Raw genomic sequence first — 18,790 nt, 5'->3', positions numbered from 1 at the left:
GCGAAGGGCCCCCGGCCGCTCTTCCGCTGGTCAGAGCCCTTCTGTCCCGTGTGGCAGGTGAAGGATTCGAACCTTCGAAGGCAAAGCCGACGGATTTACAGTCCACACTGCGTAGTCGTCCCGCCCTCGACCGCATGTGGCCGCCACCAACCGGGCCTCCGTGCTACGACCTCGGCGAGCGGATCCAACCTCGGTTCGGGTCCCAAACCCTCTGGAAGTGATCGAGTGCTTCGGAATAGCTCGGATGATCGTGTCTCTCCTCGGACAAACGCGCGCAGACCTCGCGGAACGGCATCTTTCCCGCGCCGGCGGCCACCAGGACGCCTCCGACATCCAAGGTGACGGCGACGGGGAGGTTCCCAACCCCAGGAGTGACACGACCGGCCGCTCCTGGCGTCACCCTTGCGGCGCCCGAGACGCCGCACCACCCGACGGTAGGTCCTCCAGCGGAGGGCCCATCGTCGACGTCTGCGCGCCGCCACCCACCGGTCGAGTCAGACCAAGCGACGCGACGCAACGTCGCCGGGTCGTCGAGCGAGGGTCTGTACAGCCGGCTCGGTCGCGGACCAAGGTGGCCTCACGGCCACGTCGCGATGGCTGGAGGAGGCCGGGTGAACGCCACGACAGGAGAGGCCGCAGGCGCGGGGCGCGCGCGGGGATTCCTTGCGCGTCCGCGGACCGTCGTGCCCCGGCTGGTGCTGGGCAGCTTCTTGATGCTGTTCCTCGAACTGGCGTTGATCCGCTGGCTCGGCGCGAACATCGTCCACCTGTCGTACTTCACGAACTTCGTGCTGCTGGGGTCCTTCCTGGGCGTCGGACTCGGCTTCCTCATCGCCCGCAAGAGCTGGTCGGTGCTGCCGTGGACGCCCGTCCTGCTCGCCCTGCTGGTGCTGGGCGTGCACCTGTTCCCGGTGACCATCGACCGGACCGGAGCCGACCTCATCTACTTCACGGCACTGAACAGCTCCGGCCCGCCGGCCTGGCTGGTGCTGCCGCTGGTGTTCCTGCTGACCGCGGCGGTGCTGGCCGGCCCGGCCGAGGCCGTGGGCCGATGCTTCGCGGACCTGGAGCCGCTGACGGCGTACCGCTGGGACCTCATCGGCTCGCTGCTCGGCATCGGCACGTTCACGGTGCTGTCGTTCCTGTGGGCGCCGTCGGTGGCGTGGGGGATCCTGGTCGCGATCGGCCTCGTCGTCCTGGTCCGCGGCCGCGCTCGGTGGGTGGCGATCGGCGCTGCCGTCGTCGTGGTGGGCGCCCTGCTCTCCGAGACCCTGAGCCCCGGTGTCTCGTGGTCGCCCTACTACAAGGTCACCACCCGCACCGAGACCGACCAGGGCGCCACCCGCGTGTACATCTCGGTCAACGGCGTCCCGCACCAGTCGATGTCGCCGGCCTCGTGGAAGCTGAGCCGCTCCTCGGCGATCTACGGCGCGCCGTACGCCCACCGCACCGACGCCCCGCTGCGCGACGTGCTGATCATCGGCGCCGGCTCGGGCTCGGACGTCGCGATCGCCCTCAGCGAGGGCGCCGAGCGCGTCGACGCAGTCGACATCGACCCGCGACTGGTGCAGATCGGCGTGGACGGCAACCCGGACCACGCCTACCAGGATCCCGGGGTCACTCGGCACATCGACGACGGCCGCGCGTTCCTCGAGAACACCGACGAGAAGTACGACCTGATCCTGTTCGCGCTGCCCGACTCGCTCGCGCTGGTCAGCGGCGCCTCGCAGATTCGCCTGGAGTCCTTCCTGTTCACCGAGGAGGCGCTACGCGCCGCACGCGACCACCTCACCGCGGACGGCGTCTTCGCGATGTACAACTACTACCGCGAGAGTTGGCTCGTGGATCGTCTCGGCGGTACGGCGGCCGAGGCCTTCGGCCACCCGCCCTGCATCGACATCGTCTCCGGCGCTACCGCGGTCATCTCGGTCGCCCGCGATGCCGCCAACCAGCGGTGCTTGGCGGACAACCACGCGCTGCCCGCGTCGTACCCCGCACCGGTGCACGACGACGCGCCGTTCCTCTACTACGACGGTGGCATGCTGCCCGCAATCTACCTGTGGGCACTGGGCGGCATCCTGTTGCTCTCGCTGGTCCTCGTCCGGGCGATCGGCGGGCCGCTGCGGTCGATGCGTCCGTACGCCGACCTGTTCTGCATGGGCGCGGCGTTCCTGCTGCTCGAGACCAAGAACATCGCGACCTTCGCCAACCTCTTCGGCACCACGTGGGTCGTCAACGCGATGGTGTTCACCGGCGTGCTCCTCAGCGTGCTGGCCGCGGTCGAGGCGACGAGGAGGTTCCGGACGCCCTCGTTGCCGGTGGTGTTCGCTCTCATCGCGGCCTCGCTCGCCTTGGCGTACGTCGTGAAGCCGGAGTGGCTACTGCAGCTGCCGTTCTGGCCGCGGCTCCTGCTGGCGACCGCGATCGCGTTCCTCCCGATCTTCCTGGCCAACGTCGCGTTCGCGAAGAGATTCGCGGAGTCGGACAACTCGCAGGCGGCGTTCGGGGTCAACCTGCTCGGTGCGATCCTCGGCGGCTGCCTGGAGTACGCCGCGCTGCTGACCGGCTACCGCAACCTGCTGGTCGTGGTCGGCGCGCTCTACCTCCTGGCGTTCCTGCTCAAGCCGCGGGCGCCGGCGCTGAGGTAGTCCCGTCAGGAGGCTGGGCCGTGCCGCCGCTGCGACCTCCGCGGCGCGCTCGTACAACCGGGCGGTTCTCCGAAGCGCGGCAGGCCAGTCGTGCTCGATCGGGGTTCGCTCGTCGTGATCGCGGTCGCCTCGCGAAGCGCGACGTCCGTGACCAGCCGCGCCATCGAGGCGACCATGCTCCTGTCGTCTCCTGCGAGCAGGACCTCGCGGCCGCTGTGGATGAACTCGCGCACGCGGGAAGAAGCCCGAGCCGATGACGGGCAGGCCGGCGGCCTACTCGGTAACCCACAACCATTTGTGAGTGGGGCCCCGGCCCGCAACCCTCAGCAGCCCTGAGGGGTCACTCCATACCGTCTAGCGATCCACCGAGTCCTCCGCTGAGGAACGATGCTCGTGGCCAAGGTGCCGGATGGCGCTCGTCGATCCGGCCCGGAACTTCTCCGTTGTGGCCAAGAACAATGGCGCAGTCGTCAACGTGGACAGGGCTTATGGCGACGGACCCACTATCCGTCGGCGATCGATACCCCTGGCTCGCCGTCGCCGCAGGTCAGAACATCGAGCACCACGTTCGCAGCGCGAGTCGCGACCGAACTTCGACACGTATTCGACACAGCCACAGCTCGGCCGAATGATCCGATCAGCGTTTCCGCAGGTCAGAGCGTTGCGACGCCAGCCCGAGGCGGGGCGCCAGAAGCAAGCGCGGAACCTACCCCACCCGGGTTACGAAAGGCCCCTGACTTGCGTTTCCGCAGGTCAGGGGCCCTTCTGTCCCGTGTGGCAGGTGGTCTTCCTGACCCCGAGCAAGGTCTGCGACGCGTCTTCACGATTCACGCTCAGATACCCAGGTATTGCCCCAGGTCGTTCCCCAGATCCGCACGCTCACAACCCACCAATCCCGACAAAGAGCTCGACAAACGGTCACCTTGCCGGTCTCGATCACAGCACGACGGACAGACACAACCACACCGCGAGCTAACCGCACTTGCCGGATCTGCCCACGCATGTGATCGAGCGGGGCGCATCTGGGTCTGCTGCACGGATAGGTGACATCTGATCTGCGTCGATGTGTGTCGGCGCTGGAAGGATGTGCACCATGCCGAAGGCGTTCCCCAAGGAGTTCCGCGAGGACGTGATCCGGGTCTTCCGGGAGTCTGACTCGTCCATCGCCCAGGTCGCGAAGGCGAACTCCGCAACGTGTGATCGATGGGTAGAAGTCCCAAGCGGCGGAGGCTTCGCGCATCCACTCAGCTTGCGACCAGATGCTCCGGCGCCAGAATGTCCCCATGCCCAGCATTCAAATCAAGGGGGTGCCGGAGGAGACTCACACCGTGCTGCGCGAGCGCGCGGCAGCCGCGAACCAGTCTTTACAGGAGTATCTGCGGTCTTGGCTCATTGCTGAGGCATCCCGGCCGACGTTGGACGAGGTGCTAGCTCGAGCCGGCGGAAGGTCCGGCTGGCAGGTGACGTTTCGCTCGTCGAGCGAAGCGGTCCGGGACCACCGCGCTACACGGTAGATCGGTTCACCTACCCGGTCGTGATTCGGAGTGATTCGGAAGTCCGATTGCGACTAGGGGTACCGCCGGCGAGGCGGCCCCTGTGGAAGGCTGAGCCCCCGTGAACGGAGCCGAACTCGTCAACGCCTTCTACGCCGACCTGTGGAACCGCTGGGACGACACCATGGTCGACACCGTCTTGACCGTCGACTTCTCGTTCCGCGGGTCGCTAGGGAACGAGACGCATGGGCGTGCCGGCTGGCGGCAGTACCGCGACCTCATCCGTGCGGGGTCGAGCGACTTCCACAACGCCATTCAGGCCCTGGTCGTCGACGGCAACCAAGCAGCGGCACGACTGTTGTACACCGGAACCCACGATGGACCGCTCGCAGGATTGCGGCCTACGGGTCGTCGGTTCGCCTACGCCGGCGCTGCATTCTTCACTCTTCACGACGGCCAGCTAGCGGACGCCTGGGTGCTCGGTGACCTAGCCGGACTGCGAGCACAGCTGGCCCCCAGAGACTGACCCTCAACGCGCGCAGACTCCGCGCGGTCAGGCTCTTGACCGGTCCATGGCCACCGTACGCGCCGACTTCCACGGCTGGCCAGGAGCCACCGGTCAGCCGTGGAAGTCGGCTCCCGCGAGGATCGCGATCGCAAGGATGACCGCGACGACGACGTCGACAACCGCGCAGAACGGTGGCCACCAGCGGGTGTTGGCCACGAACTGGGTGCGGTGCTGCCAGTAGTCCTTCAGCCCGTGCCCGAGGAGGCCGGCCACGAGCAGCCACGCGGTGCCTGTGACCCCGGCGGCCGCGACAACGAGGAAGCCCGTCGCGACGACCGTCTCTACCGCGATTACCCTCGGGCGGCCGTCGGCAACGCTGAAACCGATGTAGATCGCGGCGATGACGGCCACGCCCATCGCGTACACCGTCGCAGCCGACAGCCACCAGAATGCGAACGGGGTCAGCGCCTGCAATACGCCAACCGCGACTCCGGCCAGGATCGGGACGCGGAGGTCTCGCAGGCTCGTGGCCGTGGACAGGTCGGGACCGGTCGAGTTGTCCGCGGGCTGGTGTGCGGTCATGGCGTGTGTGTTACCTCCAGTGGTTGGCATGGTGCCACCCGATGCGGCTGACTGGGCGAATGACGGCCCTTTTCACCTCGATGGAGGTGCTCCCTTCGACCGGCGCCAGCGCCGCCGCATGAGGTCAGGGCTTGCCGGTCGCAGGAACCGCGCAGAACCGGTTGTCTTCCGGATCGGTGTAGACCGACCACCGGCCCTGCGGCTCGTCCCAGACCAGGGTGGCGCCGGCGTCGAGGAGATCTTGTGGCCCGAAGTCGTCGTCGAGGCGGACGTCGAGGTGGACCCGTCCGCCCAGCTCCGGCAGTTCATCCGCGGGGCTGACCCAAACGTGCAGCCCGTCGCGTTGCCCGAGGAGCACGGACTCGCGGTCACCGAGGGTTCCGTCGGCGATCGCGGCCACGTCGGCGGGGTCGATCGGCAACCCGAGGGCGGCGGACCAGAACGGGGCCAGCTCGGCGGGCTGCCGGGCGTGGATGGTGATGGCTTCAAGGTGAGGCATTGAGATCTTTCTATCGCGTTCACGCAGGCACGACTTGTGCAGGGCGATTGCCGTGTGGCTCCCGGGGTAGCCGGGGTCGGGCAGGGTGGTCCCGGGTTCATCGAAGCAGCCGAAGGGCGCGGACTGGCGGTCGCGATGCGATCGGCCGAGAAGCTTCAGCTGCGCTCGTGCCGTCAGAGGTCTCGTAGCCAGGAGTGGTGCGCGTCGAGGAGCGCGACGGTGCGCCGCAGCCAGTCCCGGGCATGGTCTTCCAACATCGGCAGCGCGATCTCGGCGTCGCGCCGGTCCTTTTCCCGCGTCTGAGCGGCCTTGAACATCAAGGTGACCTCGGGCTTGGCGTAGCGCAGTCCGTCCGGGGCGACCCAAGTGACATCAGCGAGGTCCTCGGTGTGCGCGCGGTGCCGCTTGTTCGTCCAGCGGCCGCCGGTGGCGGGGGTGAACGGGACGTCGAGGATCCACGGCGAGCTGGCGTCCCGGCGGACCCAAATCTGGCTGTCCGGGCGGACGTCGGTGAACCGGGAATCGAACGGTCGGAACCAGCCCTCGTCGACGTTCCACGGCGTCCACCGGTCACCGAGGAAAACCCGGAACGCCTCGGCGTCGCTGGACAGGATTGAGATGTCCATGTCCTCGTGATCGCGGGGCACGCCGGTGAATACCTCGATGCTCCAGCCGCCGATGATCCACCAGGGCCGGTCGAACCCGTCCAGGAATTCAGCGATCGTCGTTGGAGTCAAGGGGTCCCAGCCGCCGTACCAGCGGTTGAACTCCTCGGGTGGAAGGTGGCCGGTCGCCGCCGGCTGCGCGCTAGGCGGTTGTTCGGTCGGCGGCTCGGTCGAGCTGGTGTCTTCTCGCGACGGGGATTCCATGGGTCCTCTCTAGTCCTCCTCGAGCATCATCGCTGCGGCTCTGGCTTCGTGTCAGCGGCGGACGATGGTCATAGCTAGGCCCGCGGTGGCAACCGCGACAACCGCGGCAGCGGTGAACGCGGCGGTGAACCCGTCGATGATGCCTTGGCCGCTGCCGAGTGCGATGGCGGTGAAGGTTGCGGTGCCCAGGGCCGCGCCGACCTGCGTCGCGGAGCTCGCGAGCCCCGAGGCGAGTCCACTGTGGGTGTCGGGGGCAGCGGAGGCGATCACCATGGTGGTCGGGGTGAAGCTAAGCGCTACGCCGGTCGCGACCAGCAGCAGCCCCGGCAGGACCGCGACCGGGTAGCCGGCGCCGGTGGGTGCGTACGCGATCCACAGGTGGCCGACCGCCAGGATGCCGAGGCCGACGACCATGCTGCGGCGCGGGCCGATCGCGCGAAGCACCCGCGGGAGCACCGCCAGGTTCACCACGAAGCCCATCACCGAGGTCGGCACCATCGCCAGGCCCGCGTGCTCCGGGGACATCGCGAGCGCCTTCTGCAGGTACAGCGCGACCAGCACGAACGTCGATGCGCGGGCCGCACCACCGAGCACCGCGAGGGCGACGCCGGTGGAGAGCACCGGGGCACCGAATAGCTCCAGCGGGACGAGCGGGTCGGTGGCGCGGCGCTCGATGGCGATGAACGCGCCCAGGAGGGCAGCGGCGGTGCCGAGCGCGATGAGCACGCTCGGCGCAGCCAGGCCGTGGTCGGCGGCGCCAAGGCCGCCGTGGACCAGCGCGACGACCGCCCCGGTGATGGTGACGGCGCCGCCGGCGTCGAATCGGCGGCGGGCGCCGCCGGCAGTGTCGTCGAGGACCCGGCGGGCCAGGACGACGGCAGCAACCGACGCGGGGACGGTCACGAAGAACACCGACGACCAGCCGAACGTCCCGGTGAGCAGTCCGCCGGCTAGGACGCCGGTGGCGCCGCCGACCGCCGAGGACGCGCCCCACAGGCTCATCGCCCGGGCCCGCTGCTCGCCGGGGAAGTTCAGCATCAGCAGCGACATCGCGGCCGGGCTGAGCGCGGCGGCGCCGGCGCCCTGGATGACGCGTCCGGCGACCAGCATCCACTCGTTGACCGCGGTCGCGGCCACCAGAGTGCCGAGGGTGAACGCCGCGGACCCGGCGATGAACATGCGCCGCCGACCGAGAAGGTCGGCGACCCGGCCGAAGAGCAGCAGCAGGCCGCCGAAGGTGAGCACGTACGCGTTCACGATCCAGCTGAGCCCGGTGGAGCTCAGCGACATGTCGGCCTGGATGGACGGCAGGGCGACGTTGACGATCGAGGTGTCGAGCATGACGACGAACTGCGCGGAGATCAGCAGCCCGAGCCCGATCACTCGCCGCCGGCTGCCGGCCGCCGAAGCGCTCGTCGGGGCGGCCGTCGTCGGGGCGCTCGTGGGGCTGGTGGTCGGGATGGTGGTGGCGGTGCTGGTCATGGCTCTCACCTGGTCATGGGACGGTCGGGGCGGGGTCTGTAATGCCTTCACCGTTTCGTGCGGAGGGTGTGGCTCGCACCGGCGAGATCACCGGGATCGAGGAGGACTTCGCTCTTACCGCCTCAGACCCGCCGCCTGTTAGCCGACGCTCGAGAGGCCTCTGTTAACTGCTCGAGCACTCCGGCTTCACAGAACATGGTTTGAGGGCGGTGACGGGCCGGCCCTTGTGGGGCGGGGAGCCGGGTCAGGCCCGCTGCTCGGCCGCGGTCGGGCTGGCGACTTGGGCGGTGATGCGCTCGGCGAGCCAGGCGGCGTCGTCCTTGACGAAGCCGAGTAGAGCCGAGCCGCGGGTGTGCTGCCACGGCAGGCCGATGAACGACAGGCCGGGCACCGGGCTGACGCCGCGGTGGTGGGCGACGCCGGTCTCGTTGACGGCGCCGTCGATTTTGATCCAGGAGTAGTCCGACCGGAACCCGGTCGCCCAGATGATCGTCGCGGGGCGGCTCTCGGTGTGGTCGGCGAACGTCACGGTGTCGCCGGCCGCGGCGGTGAGCCGGGGCCGGATGTCGACACCGGCCGCGCGGAGCTGCTTCATTGGGCTGCCAATGACAAGGTCGCCCCGGGCCCGCATCCGGCGCGCAAGGCGGGAGCCGACGGGCTTCGCAAGCAGCCGGGTCTTGGTCAGCCACCAGAACAGGTCACGGCCGAGGATGCGCTGCGGAAGCTCGGGCTCCTCGGTACCGACCGCGAGCGTCACGTCGTGGCTTCCGGAGGGGACGCCGATGTGGCTGCTCGCGAGCTCGAGCGCGATCTGGCGCCCGGAGTTCCCGCCACCGACGACCACGACCCGGCCGGGCCGGATCTGGGCAGGGTTGCGGTACTCGGCACTGTGCAGCTGGGTCACCTCCGACCCGAGGCCACGGCTGACCGCTGGGATGACCGGGGTCTGGAACGGTCCGGTCGCGACCACGACCTGACGAGCGTGCAGCAGTCCCTGAGGCGTGTGGGCGACGAACCCGTCTCCGTCCCAGCGAGGGTCGCGCTCGAGCCGGGTGACCGGGGTGCCGAGCAGCACCGCCAACTCGAACCGGGCGGCGTACGCCGTCAGGTAGTCCGCGACCTCCGTGCGAGTCGGGTAAGTGCCGGTCCGCGCGGGGAACGCCATGCCGGGCAGCCCGTCGTACTGAGCGGGGGTGAACAGCCGCAGGGAGTCCCACCGGTTGCGCCAGGAGGAGCCTAGTTCGGTCGCGGCGTCGACGATGAGGAACCGCAAGCCCGCCCGTCGCAGGTGGTAGCCGATCGCTAGGCCGGCCTGCCCGGCGCCGATAACGAGCACGTCGAGGGCGTCGTGGTCAAAAGGCGTCGCCGGCCGCTGGGGGTCGTGGCGGGTGCTGGGAGTGGTCACGGTCGTCTCCTCCATGTCGGTCCGGGTCGATCGGTGGTGTCGGCTTGGGGCGGGTCGGGAGCAGAACCGCTGAGGCGAACTGCTCCCGTCCCGATGCCAGAGACGCTATGAACGCAGCCGGGCCGCTCACACCGGGTGAATTGCCAGGTTCAGCGGGACCGGCTGACGGCAGGCCGCGTCGACAGCTGTCCCATGGGGTCCAGCAGGCGCGACGCCCCGGGCGCACTCGCGTGCGCTCTCCCCCTGCACTGCGGCCCGCGCCCTGCGCTCTCGTCGGCGCCGTGCCGCTCCAGGCTTCTGACACCCGGGCGCGCGAGATCCCGGCGATTTCGCCAGCGCGACCAAGTCCCCCGGCGACAACGCTCAGAGACATCACCGGCACCGCCACCGCGCCGGCCCCCATCCGCGTGAAGGAGAAGACGATGTCCACGAAGTCCACGGAGTCCGCCGGGCTCCACCACCCCCCGGCGGCTCACACCACGCACGAGGCCCCAGACGCCCACGGCCACGCCCACGGCCACGCCCACGGCCACGCCGACGGCCACGCCCACGGGCACGGTCACGGGCACGGCGCTGCAGGCCACGAGGCCAACGGGCCGCGCCGCCCGTGGACCGTGCTTGGGTTGATGCTCGCCGCGCAGGTGATGGTCGTCCTCGACGTCAGCGTCGTGAACGTCGCCCTGCCCAGCATCGCGAGCGACCTGCACCTGTCCTCGGGCGACTACCAGTGGGCGGTCAGCGCCTACGTGCTCCTCAGCGGCGGGTTCCTGCTGCTCGGCGGCCGGATGGCCGACCTGTTCGACCGCCGCCGGATGTTCCTCACCGGCCTCGCCGTCTTCACCCTCGGCTCCCTGGCCTCGGGACTCGCCGCCTCACCGTTGATGCTGATCCTCGCCCGCGGCGCCCAGGGCGCCGGCGCGGCCATGCTGACCCCCGCGGCGATGTCGATCGTCATGACCACCTACGCCGGACGGCAACGCGCCACCGCGCTCGGCCTGTGGGGCACCGTCGCCAGCATGGGCATCGCCGCCGGCGTCCTGTTCGGCGGCATCCTGACCACCGTCTTCGACTGGCGCGCGGTCTTCTTCATCAACGTCCCCGTCGGCGCCGCCGTCCTCGCCGGCGTGCTCCGGAAGGTCCCGGCCATGCCCGGCAGCGGCGGCAGCCGCCGCCTCGACGTCTCCGGCGCACTTACCCTGGTCACCGGCCTGCTCGCCCTGGTGTACGCCGTCGAGTCCACCACCAGCCACGGCTGGACCGCACCCCAGACCCTGGTCGCCGCCGCCGCTGCCGCCGTGCTGCTCGCCGGGTTCGCCGCGAACGAGCGGAAGGTCACCGACCCGATCGTTCCGGCCGCCACCTGGCGCATTCGCTCCCTGGTCTCCGCGTCGGTGGTCATGGCCGGTGTCACCGGCGCGGTGGTCGGCGTCATCTTCCTCAGCTCGCTGTACCTCCAGCAGGTCCTCGGCGCCTCCGCGCTCGTCGCCGGCGTGGAGTTCCTCCCGCTCGCCGCGTTCATCACCATCAGCGCCGCCGTCGCGTCGAAGGTGCTGCCGCACGTCGGCGCGAAGAAGCTCATCGCCGCCGGGCTCGTCATCTCTGCGGCCGGCGCCCTGGTGCTCGCCTCGATCGACACCGACCCCAGCTACCTCACCGACGTGCTGCCCGGCTTCGCGCTCCTCGGCCTGGGCGTTGGCCCAATGTTCGTGGCGATCTCGGTCGCCGCGATGAGCGACGTCCCGCACGAGCAGTCCGGCATGGCGTCCGGTCTGATGATGACCGGCCACGAGATCGGCGCCGCCCTGGGTGTCGCCGCGCTCACCGCGATCGCCGGCGACCTCACCACCCGCGCCGGCATCGTCACCGGCACCCACGACGCGTTCCTCGCCGTCGCCGTCGGCTTGGTCGGGCTTCTGCTCCCCGCCGCCCTGCTGCCCGCTCACGACCCGAACGCCGCCGCCGCGGGCCACGGACACGGCCACGGGCACGGGCACTAGCGGCGGAAGCTCCGCCGGGCTGACGGCAACCCCAGCCGACAGCCCGGCGACAATCCCGGCGATTTCCCCGGTGCCAACCCCATGACCGGCGACGACGCTGTTACCCGTCCCCAGCAACACCCACCTCCCCCTCCCCCAGCGAATCCACAACCCGCTGCACTCACCCGAAGGAGCACCCGATGTCCACCACCCAGACGACCCGCACCTACCAGGTCACCGGCATGACCTGCGGCCACTGCGTCAACGCCGTCCAGCAGGAGGTCGGCGCCATCGACTGCGTCACCGACGTCACCGTCGACCTCACCACCGGCGCCGTCACCGTCACCAGCACCCAGCCCATCGCCGACGACCAGATGACCGCCGCGATCGACGAGGCCGGCTACCAGCTCGCCTCCTGACCACCCTCTCCCACAGCACCCCTCCCACCGCAGCCCGCACCGAGGAGACCGAGATGACCGCGACCACCACCCTGACCGGCACCACCGCCCCCGAGGCGAGCGGCGCCGAGGTCGAGACGACCCTGACCATCGGCGGCATGACCTGCGCCTCCTGCGTCGGGCGCGTCACCAAGGCGCTCAACCGCGTCGAGGGTGTGGTCGCGGCCTCGGTGAACCTCGCCACCGAGACGGCCACCGTCACCCACGACCCGTCCCTAGTGCCGGTCACCGACCTGACCGCCGCCGTCGACCGGGTCGGCTACACCGCCACCCCCAAGCCGCCTCGGACCCCCGATCTCACCCTGCCCACCGGACCCACCGTTCCTGGGAAGCCGCCCGCCGACGATTTGGACGCGCGGCGCGACCACGAAATCGCCCGTCTCGCCCGCCGCTGGCGCGTCGCGCTTGTCGCCGGCCTGTCACTGATGGGAGTCATGTACCTGCCCTTGCACCTGGACACCATGGATTGGCTGATGCCGCTGCTCATGGTCATCGCCACGGCCGTCCAGATCTGGGCCGGCGGCGACATCTACCGCCACGCCTGGGCCGCCGCCCGCAACCGCGCCACCACCATGGACACCCTGGTCGCGCTCGGCACCGGCGTCGCCTACGGATACAGCGCGTTCGTCACCCTCTGGCCCGGCCAGGCGCAGGCCTGGGGCCTCCCCCTGCACCTGTACTTCGAGACCGCCCTGGTCGTCATCGCCCTCGTGCTGATGGGCCGCTGGCTCGAGCTCAAGGCCAAGAAGCGCACCGCCGGCTCCATCAAGGCCCTCGTCGGGCTCGCGCCCACCACCGCCCGCGTCGTCCGCGGCGAGACCGAGGTCGACGTGCCGGTCGAGCAGGTCGTCGCCGGCGACATCGTCCGAGTCCGCCCCGGCGAGAAGGTCCCCGTCGACGGCGTCGTTACCGACGGCTCCTCCGCCGTGGACGAGTCCATGCTGACCGGCGAGAGCGCCCCCGTCGCGAAGCGCGCCGGCGACGAGGTCATCGGCGCCACGCTCAACCGCACCGGCACCCTGCTCGTCCAGGTCACCGCGGTCGGTGACGACAGCACACTCGCGCAGATCATCCGCCTCGTCGAGGAGGCCCAAGGCGCCCAGGCGCCGATGCAGCGGCTCGCCGACCGGGTCTCGGCGTGGTTCGTCCCCGCCGTGCTCGTCGCCGCGGCCCTCACCTTCACCGCGTGGCTATTCCTGGGCCCGGAGCAGGACGCCCTGGTGAACGCGGTCGGCACTGCGATCGCCGTGCTCATCATCGCCTGCCCCTGCGCCCTTGGGCTGGCCACACCGACCGCCGTCATGGTCGGCACCGGCAAGGCCGCCGAGCTCGGCATCCTCATCGGTGACGGCCAGGCGCTGGAGACCGCCCGCCGGATCACCGCCGTCGCGCTGGACAAGACCGGCACCATCACCGCCGGTCGCCCCGAGGTCGTTGGCGTCACGGTTCTCCCCGGCTGGTCCCAGGCTGAGCTGCTCGCGCTTGTGGCCGCGGCCGAGCTCGGCAGCGAGCACCCGGTCGGCGAGGCGATCGTCACTGCCGCCCGCGACCGCAACCTGAGGCTTCCCCAGGCGACCGGGTTCGAGGCGATCCCAGGACACGGCATCGCGGCCCTCGTCGACGGACGACAGGTGCTGGTGGGCAACCAGGCGCTCATGAATCGCCACGGCGTCGACGTCACCGCCCTGGCTGCGGCTGCGGGCCGGTCCGCGCACCTGGCGCGCACCCCGATGTACGTCGCCGTCGACGCCACTCCTGCCGGCCTGATCGAGGTCGCCGACCCGGTCAAGTCGACGTCCGCCGAGGCCGTCGCCGCCCTGAAGACGCTCGGCCTGGAGGTGTGGATGCTGACCGGCGACAACGTCGCGACCGCCCGCGCGGTCGCCGCCGAGGTCGGCATTGACCACGTCCTCGCCGAAGTCCTCCCCAGCGAGAAGGCCGACCGGGTCGCCGAACTACAGGCCGCGGGACACGTCGTCTCAGTCGCGGGCGACGGGATCAATGACGCCCCGGCGCTGGCGCGCGCCGACCTGGGTGTCGCGATCGGCACCGGCACCGACGTCGCCATCGCCGCCTCCGACATCACGCTCGTCGGTGGCGACCTGAACGGCCTGGTGAACGCGATCGCGCTCTCCCGCGAGACCGTGCTCACCATCAAGCAAGGCCTGGCTTGGGCGTTCGCGTACAACGTGCTTTTGATCCCCGTCGCCGCCGGTGCCCTCTACTGGTGGAACGGGCTCCTGCTGGACCCGGTCCTGGCCAGCGCCGCGATGGCGATGAGCTCGGTCAGCGTCGTCACGAACGCTCTGCGGCTACGCCGGTTCCGTCCCGGCGCCGACACCCACACCTTCGCCGCCCGGCTCGGCCGCTGGTCCTACCTCGCCGCGATCGCCGTCGTCGCCCTGGCGCTCGGCGCCGGGTTCACCTGGCTGTCCCGCACCGACCAGGCCGAACGCGGCATGAATGGCACGCTCGCCTGGTCCGAGGGCATGGGCATGCCGATGCGCCCGACGATGAGCACGATGGAGGAGACCGACGTCCCGCCGATCAGCACCCACGACGCCGGCCTCGACGTCGCCATCGCCGCGGACCACACCCCGGCGCCGGGCCGGCCGGCCACGCTGACCGTCACCGTCCGTGACGCTGCCACCGGCGACCTGGTCGACGACCTCGTCCGCACCCACCAGGTGTGGATGCACATGATCATCACCCGCGACGACCTCGGGACCTTCGCACACATCCACCCCGAACCCACCGGCACCCCCGGCACCTACGCCGTCCGGGCCACCTTCCCAACGGCTGGCACCTACACGCTGCACACCGAGTTCCGCCGGCAGGGCCAGATGGCCGACGTCCTCGACACCCACCGGGTCACCATCACCGGACCCGCCCCGGCGCCCTCAACCATCCCAGCCGGGGACGTTCGCAGCTCGACCAGCCACGGTATCCGCGTGACGCTCGACGGCGACGCGCACCTCGGCGAGACCAGCGACTTCACACTGCGGTTCACCGACACCGCCGGACGACCGGTCGCCGACCTCCAGCCCTACCTCGGCGCTGCCGGCCACGTGGTCGTGATGCGCGCCGACGGGTCGACCTTCGCACACCGGCACGCGGAGACCTTCGACGACCAGGGCCGCCCCGTCTTCGCCCTCCCCGGCACGACCTTCGGCCCCGAGCTGAACCTGCACGTGAACTTCGACCGGCCCGGCGCCTACCGCCTGTGGGCGCAGTTCCGACTCGGCGACGGCACCGTCATCACCGCCCCGTTCGTCGTCCACGTCGCCGACCACCACGCCACTCCGGAGGTCGTGACCACGAACGCCGGCTGAAATCGCCACCCGAACACCGCCCCGGCAACCGCTTCACCGCACACCGACACCGCACTCAAGCCCAGGAGCACACCGTGTCCGCACTCGAGCAGGGCAACGCAGCCCCCTACCCCGTCGCCACAGCCACCGACGCCCGAGCCACCCTGCCCACCACCCTGCCCACCACCCTGCCCGTCGCTCGCTGCGAGGCTCTGACGAAGGTCTACGGCGACGGCGAGGCCCGCGTCGTGGCCCTCGACGGCGTCTCGGTCAAGTTCCACCCCGGCCAGTTCACCGCCATCATGGGACCGTCCGGCTCCGGGAAGTCGACCTTGATGCACGTCATGGCCGGCCTCGACGCCCCGACGTACGGCCGCGCCTGGATCGGCGACGCCGAGCTCAGCGGCCTAGGCGACAAGGGCCTGACCCGGCTCCGCCGGGACCGGATCGGGTTCATCTTCCAGGCGTTCAACCTGGTCCCGACGCTGTCGGCGCTGGAGAACATCACGCTGCCCATGGACATCGCGGGCCGCAAACCCGACCAGGCGTGGCTGGACCAGGTCATCGACACCGTCGGCCTGCGCCCCCGGCTCTCGCACCGGCCCGCGGAGCTGTCCGGCGGCCAGCAGCAGCGGGTCGCGTGCGCCCGCGCGCTGGCCAGCCGCCCCGACATCGTGTTCGCCGACGAGCCCACCGGCAACCTCGACTCCCGCACCGGCGCCGAGATCCTCGGCTTTCTCCAGTCCTCGGCCCGCACCCTGGGGCAGACCATCGTGATGGTCACCCACGACCCGGTCGCCGCGTCCTACGCCGACCGCGTCGTGTTCCTCGCCGACGGCCGCATCGTCGACGAGATCGACTCCCCCACCGCCGACCGGGTGCTGGAGCGGATGAAGTCCTTCGACGGCACCGAGCTCACCGACCGGAACGGAGCCGCGTGATGCTGCGCACCGCGATCCGCAACCTGCTCGCGCACAAGGCGCGGCTGACGATGAGCGGGCTCGCTGTCATCCTCGGCGTCGCGTTCGTCGCCGGCACCCTGACCTTCACCGACGCGCTGAACAAGACCTTCACCGACCTGTTCAAGGACGCCGCCGCCGACGTCAGCGTCGAACCCAAGGCGGCGTTCGACACCGGCATGGCCGGGATGGACATGAACTCCGCCTCCTCCTCGCTGCCCGCAGCCCTGGTCGAGAAGGTCACGGGCGTCGACGGCGTCGCCGCGGCCGCCGGCTACGTGCAGGCCAACGGCGTCTACGTCCTCGACGCCGACGGTCACGTCGCCGACACCGGCGGCGCTCCCGGCATCGGGATCAGCTGGACTACGGACCCGGAGCTGAACTCCGCCTCCCTGATCGACGGCCACGCGCCCACCTCATCCGATGAGGTCGCCATCGACAGCGCCACCGCCGACGACCTCGGCTACCACGTTGGCGACACGATCACCGTCCTGACCACCGGCCCGCGCATGCACGCCACCCTGGTCGGCATCTTCCGGTACGGACAGGACGGCGGCCTGGCCGGTGCGTCGATGACCGCGTTCGACACCGCCACCGCCCAGCGGCTGCTGCTCGCGCCGGGCCGGTTCAGCGAGATCGGGATCGCCGCCGCCGACGGCACCAGCCACACCGTGCTCGCCGGCCGCCTCGCCGACGCCCTCGGGGCCAGCTACCAGGTGAACACCAAGGAGCAGAAGGCCGCCGACCAGGCCGCCTCCCTCGAGGACTCGCTGAAGTTCATCAACACCTTCCTGCTCGTGTTCGCCGGCGTCGCGCTGTTCGTCGGCAGCTTCCTCATCCTCAACACGTTCTCGATGCTGGTCGCCCAACGCACCCGTGAGCTCGCGCTGCTCCGGGCGCTCGGCGCCAGCCGCCGCCAGGTGACCCGCGCGGTCCTGATCGAGGCGTTGCTGCTCGGCCTCGTGGGCGCCACCGTCGGACTCGGCGGCGGGTACGCCCTCGCATACGCCCTCAAGGGGCTGTTCGGACAGTTCGGCCTCACCATCGACAGCAACCTGACCCTTACCGGCGCCACCATCACCTGGTCCTACGCCATCGGAGTCGCGGTCACGCTCGTCGCCGCCTACCTCCCGGCCCGTCGAGCGGCGAAGGTCCCGCCGGTCGCAGCCATGCGCGCCGACCTCGTCACCACCCCGCGCCCGCTGCGGGTCCGCACGATCACCGGAGGCGTCACCGCCGCGCTGTCCGGCGTCGGCCTCGCCGCGGGGACCGCCGGCGGAACGCCGCCGCTGGTGGCGATGGGTGCGGTGGGGTTGCTCGTCGCCGTCATCGTGCTCAGCCCGGTGCTGGCGGTGCCGTTCGTCCGCGGCCTCGGCGCCGTGCTGCCCCGGCTCGCCGGCACCACCGGCCGGCTCGCGAAGGAGAACGCGCTCCGGAACCCGCGCCGCACCGCGGCGACCTCCTCGGCGCTGATGATCGGGCTGGCGCTGGTCACCGGGTTCAGCATCATCGGCGCCTCCGCTCGCGCCTCGATCGACCGGACCGTCGACGACGTGCTCCGCGCCGACTACGTGATGTCGGCTGCGATGGGTCAGCCGTTCACCACGAAGGTCGCCGACCAGGTCCGCGGCATCGACGGCGTCCGTTCGGTGGCCGTCGAGCGGTACGGCACCGCACAGATCAATGGCCACCAGGGGTACTTCTCCGCCTACGACCCCGCCGTCGTCGGTGACGCACTCGCGATCCACATGACCGACGGGAAGCTGAGCGCCCTGGCCGGGGACACGATCCTGGTCTCGGCGAAGGAAGCGACGTCGGCAGGGCTCGAGGTGGGTGACCCGGTGAGCTTCGAAGTCGCGAACGGGCAGAGCCGCCGCCTGACGGTCGCAGGCGTCTACGGCGACGACAACGCCCTCGGCCCCTACGTCATCGCCCTGGACACCTACACCGCCACCGGCGGCGTCCCGCTCGACCAAAACGTCTACGTCACCCTCGACCCCGACGCCGACACGGCCGCGGTCCACGAGGCGCTGGACCGGGTCGTCGCGGACTACCCGGTGGTGCAGTTGCGCGACGCCGAGGGCTACAAGCAGGACAAGCGCGCCGGCATCGACCAGCTCCTCACGCTGATCAACGCGCTCCTCGCCCTCTCGGTCCTCATCGCGGTCCTCGTAGTGGTCAACACCCTCGTGCTGTCCGTGATCGAGCGGACCCGCGAGCTCGGGCTCCTACGAGCCCTCGGCATGAACCGGCGCCAGGTCCGCCGCATGGTGCGCCTCGAGGCGATCGTCATCTCCCTGTACGGTGCCGCGCTCGGCATCGGCCTCGGCACCGTCCTCGGTCTGGCGCTCACCACAGTGCTGCACAGCCAAGGCCTCGTTGCGACCGCCGTCCCGGTCCCGCAGCTGGTCCTCGAGCTGGCCCTCGGCGGCCTCATCGGGCTCGTCGCCGCCGCCCTCCCTGCCCGCCGAGCGGGACGGCTCGACGTTCTCGACGCCATCAGCGCGACCTGAGGAGCGAGCGTAGAAGGCATCCCGAGCACCGACTCGGCGATGGCCGGCCCACCCAGCGCTCCTGGACCGGCCGTCACGGCGCCCCGG

Annotated in this window: 13 protein-coding genes; 8 read left to right on the top strand and 5 right to left on the bottom strand. The window is 70.6% G+C overall.

The window, feature by feature from the left end; all coding sequences use genetic code 11:
- Positions 1–611: 611 nt before the first annotated feature.
- The 3 genes from N538_RS26640 (at position 612) to N538_RS26635 (ending at position 4,667) form a co-directional block, all read left to right on the top strand.
- Entirely contained in the window at positions 612–2,648 is a 2,037-nt protein-coding gene (locus N538_RS26640; RefSeq protein WP_051549495.1) for a spermidine synthase, read from the top strand.
- 1,259 nt (positions 2,649–3,907) lie between these two features.
- Positions 3,908–4,162 (top strand): FitA-like ribbon-helix-helix domain-containing protein, encoded by a 255-nt coding sequence (locus N538_RS29740; RefSeq protein ID WP_442937198.1) that lies wholly within the window; start codon positions 3,908–3,910, stop codon positions 4,160–4,162.
- 100 nt (positions 4,163–4,262) lie between these two features.
- Positions 4,263–4,667, top strand: coding sequence for an ester cyclase (locus N538_RS26635; protein ID WP_051549494.1), 405 nt, complete (start codon positions 4,263–4,265; stop codon positions 4,665–4,667).
- A gap of 93 nt (positions 4,668–4,760) precedes the next feature.
- Here N538_RS26635 and N538_RS27670 read toward each other — a convergent pair whose 3' ends face one another.
- The 5 genes from N538_RS27670 to N538_RS0120935 all read right to left on the bottom strand — a co-directional run bounded on the left by N538_RS27670 (position 4,761) and on the right by N538_RS0120935 (position 9,486).
- Positions 4,761–5,231: a hypothetical protein gene (locus tag N538_RS27670; RefSeq protein ID WP_051549493.1), complete on the bottom strand. Its 471-nt coding sequence runs from the start codon at positions 5,229–5,231 to the stop codon at positions 4,761–4,763.
- Between the two features lie 124 nt (positions 5,232–5,355).
- Entirely contained in the window at positions 5,356–5,730 is a 375-nt protein-coding gene (locus N538_RS0120950) for a VOC family protein (RefSeq protein ID WP_028638911.1), read from the bottom strand.
- A 173-nt stretch (positions 5,731–5,903) separates the two neighbouring features.
- Complete coding sequence (locus tag N538_RS26625) at positions 5,904–6,599, bottom strand: nucleotidyltransferase domain-containing protein (protein WP_051549492.1); 696 nt, start codon at positions 6,597–6,599, stop codon at positions 5,904–5,906.
- A 51-nt stretch (positions 6,600–6,650) separates the two neighbouring features.
- On the bottom strand, positions 6,651–8,081 hold the full coding sequence (locus N538_RS26620; protein ID WP_051549491.1) for an MFS transporter: 1,431 nt from the start codon (positions 8,079–8,081) through the stop codon (positions 6,651–6,653).
- A gap of 244 nt (positions 8,082–8,325) precedes the next feature.
- Positions 8,326–9,486, bottom strand: a complete 1,161-nt coding sequence (locus tag N538_RS0120935; RefSeq protein WP_231496290.1) for a flavin-containing monooxygenase — start codon at positions 9,484–9,486, stop codon at positions 8,326–8,328.
- Positions 9,487–9,908: 422 nt separating this feature from the next.
- On the opposite strand from N538_RS0120935, the gene N538_RS26615 reads away from it, so the two are divergent.
- From N538_RS26615 to N538_RS0120910, 5 genes are all read left to right on the top strand, one after another.
- Positions 9,909–11,483, top strand: coding sequence for an MFS transporter (locus tag N538_RS26615; protein ID WP_051549490.1), 1,575 nt, complete (start codon positions 9,909–9,911; stop codon positions 11,481–11,483).
- Positions 11,484–11,662: 179 nt separating this feature from the next.
- Positions 11,663–11,881 (top strand): heavy-metal-associated domain-containing protein, encoded by a 219-nt coding sequence (locus tag N538_RS0120925; protein ID WP_028638909.1) that lies wholly within the window; start codon positions 11,663–11,665, stop codon positions 11,879–11,881.
- A gap of 53 nt (positions 11,882–11,934) precedes the next feature.
- On the top strand, positions 11,935–15,252 hold the full coding sequence (locus N538_RS26610) for a heavy metal translocating P-type ATPase (protein WP_051549489.1): 3,318 nt from the start codon (positions 11,935–11,937) through the stop codon (positions 15,250–15,252).
- Positions 15,253–15,419: 167 nt separating this feature from the next.
- Complete coding sequence (locus tag N538_RS0120915) at positions 15,420–16,172, top strand: ABC transporter ATP-binding protein (RefSeq protein ID WP_442937201.1); 753 nt, start codon at positions 15,420–15,422, stop codon at positions 16,170–16,172.
- Positions 16,172–18,703 carry an ABC transporter permease gene (locus N538_RS0120910; RefSeq protein ID WP_028638907.1) on the top strand — a complete coding sequence of 844 codons (2,532 nt, stop codon included), beginning with the start codon at positions 16,172–16,174 and terminating at the stop codon, positions 18,701–18,703. Before N538_RS0120915 ends, N538_RS0120910 begins: the two co-directional genes overlap by 1 nt.
- Positions 18,704–18,790 lie beyond the last annotated feature (87 nt).

It is taken from the genome of Nocardioides sp. URHA0032 (assembly GCF_000620645.1).
Lineage (GTDB): Bacteria > Actinomycetota > Actinomycetes > Propionibacteriales > Nocardioidaceae > Nocardioides.
This window is presented reverse-complemented; position numbering and strand designations above follow the sequence as displayed.

Coding starts and splice junctions, on each gene's coding strand:
- N538_RS26615 (WP_051549490.1), top strand. CDS start 9,909: ATGTCCACGAAGTCCACGGAGTCCGCCGGGCTCCACCACCCCCCGGCG.
- N538_RS29740 (WP_442937198.1), top strand. CDS start 3,908: ATGCTCCGGCGCCAGAATGTCCCCATGCCCAGCATTCAAATCAAGGGG.
- N538_RS26620 (WP_051549491.1), bottom strand. CDS start 8,081: ATGACCAGCACCGCCACCACCATCCCGACCACCAGCCCCACGAGCGCC.
- N538_RS0120910 (WP_028638907.1), top strand. CDS start 16,172: ATGCTGCGCACCGCGATCCGCAACCTGCTCGCGCACAAGGCGCGGCTG.
- N538_RS26610 (WP_051549489.1), top strand. CDS start 11,935: ATGACCGCGACCACCACCCTGACCGGCACCACCGCCCCCGAGGCGAGC.
- N538_RS0120950 (WP_028638911.1), bottom strand. CDS start 5,730: ATGCCTCACCTTGAAGCCATCACCATCCACGCCCGGCAGCCCGCCGAG.
- N538_RS27670 (WP_051549493.1), bottom strand. CDS start 5,231: ATGACCGCACACCAGCCCGCGGACAACTCGACCGGTCCCGACCTGTCC.
- N538_RS26625 (WP_051549492.1), bottom strand. CDS start 6,599: ATGGAATCCCCGTCGCGAGAAGACACCAGCTCGACCGAGCCGCCGACC.
- N538_RS0120925 (WP_028638909.1), top strand. CDS start 11,663: ATGTCCACCACCCAGACGACCCGCACCTACCAGGTCACCGGCATGACC.